Annotated in this window: 1 protein-coding gene and 2 pseudogenes; all 3 read left to right on the forward strand. The window is 61.2% G+C overall.

Annotated elements, in window-relative coordinates; all coding sequences use genetic code 11:
- Window positions 1-528, forward strand: a pseudogene (locus HWX25_RS32560) (polyhydroxyalkanoate depolymerase); the annotation flags it as partial.
- 87 nt (window positions 529-615) lie between these two features.
- Window positions 616-891 (forward strand): annotated as a pseudogene (locus tag HWX25_RS33645) (LysR family transcriptional regulator); the annotation flags it as partial.
- Window positions 892-1,220: 329 nt separating this feature from the next.
- The coding region (locus HWX25_RS33320; RefSeq protein ID WP_208457060.1) for a hypothetical protein at window positions 1,221-1,406 on the forward strand (186 nt) is incomplete at its 3' end.

The following is a 1,406-nucleotide window of genomic DNA, read 5'->3' on the forward strand; positions in this document are numbered from 1 at the left end:
AACAACGTGATCCACACGGTGCCCGCGAACTATCCGGGCGAAGGCCGCCACGTGTATCCGGGCTTCCTGCAGCACACGGGCTTCGTCGCGATGAATCCGGAACGTCACGCGCAATCGCACTGGGATTTCTACCAGAGCCTGCTGCGCGGCGACGAGGACGACGCCGAAGCGCATCGCAAATTCTACGACGAATACAACGCGGTACTCGACATCGCCGCCGAGTACTACCTCGAGACGATCCGCGTCGTGTTCCAGGAGTTCCGGCTTGCCGAGGGCACGTGGGATGTCGAAGGCGAACGCGTGCGTCCGCAGGACATCCAGCACACCGCGCTGATGACGATCGAGGGCGAGTTCGACGACATCTCGGGCAGCGGCCAGACGCACGTCGCGCACGAGCTGTGCACCGGTATCCGGCAAGATCAGCGCCGCAGCCTGACCGCCGAGAAGTGCGGTCACTACGGGATCTTCTCGGGTCGCCGCTGGCGCACGGTCGTCTACCCACAACTGCGCGACTTCATTCGAGAACATGGGAGACCATCAACGGCTCCGTAAGGCGACGACCCGATGGACATCGGGTTCGGTTGGTCCGTGCCGAAAGCCCGCGGTGAGTGCACAGCGTTAGAAGATCTTTGTGAAGAAGCTGGCATCGAGCCGCGGTTGGGCCTGACCGCGGCGCAGATCACGACGTTGGTGTCACTAGTGGCAGCGGAGGGGCGCGATCGTGCCCGGATTCACGTCCACGTTACAGCGTTCGGGTGTCGCGTATTTGCCTTGGCCAAACCCTGCGTGCTCAAACAGACAGTGTTGTGGAGCGGGCCATTCTCGTTGGCCTGTGTCGAGCGATTCGTCGGATTTGCTCGGGCGCTTGCATCAGGACGGGCGTTGGCCTAGCCGCTGCTAGTCTGGCAGCCGGCGTTAGCGCTCCAGCCCCCTCTGCACATACCAAGACAGTGGGAGTGTCAGCAGGGTCGCCGCGAGCGTGATCAACGCGATCGGCACACCCGCGGCGTCTCGCTGATACCACCGAACAGCACGGGCGACAACGTGCTGGCGCTGATCGTGGACGTATAGAACATCGCGAATACCTGTTCGCGTTTGCGGGCGTCCAACTTGCCCGGTACGGTTCCGTACAGTACCGACGATGTCCCGTTCAGCGCGAGCCCAAGCGGCGGTAGCATCGCCATCATCGCGACGGAGAGATTTCGTCTTTAAGATCGCTCATGGTTGTTCTTGTTCGAAAGACTGGGAGTCGATCATTTAAACAAAATGTGATCGACTTGCCTAGGGAAACACTGATTAATAGGCGATCGCGCGAGGTGGTCGGCGATGTGGGCGGGGAATGGCCGGATACCGAAGCGAAGCGCCGCCCATTCGGAGAAGTTTGCCCCGAGGATGCACCTTATTTC

The organism is Burkholderia sp. BCC1640, from assembly GCF_902833125.1.
In the GTDB taxonomy this organism is placed as follows: domain Bacteria; phylum Pseudomonadota; class Gammaproteobacteria; order Burkholderiales; family Burkholderiaceae; genus Burkholderia; species Burkholderia diffusa.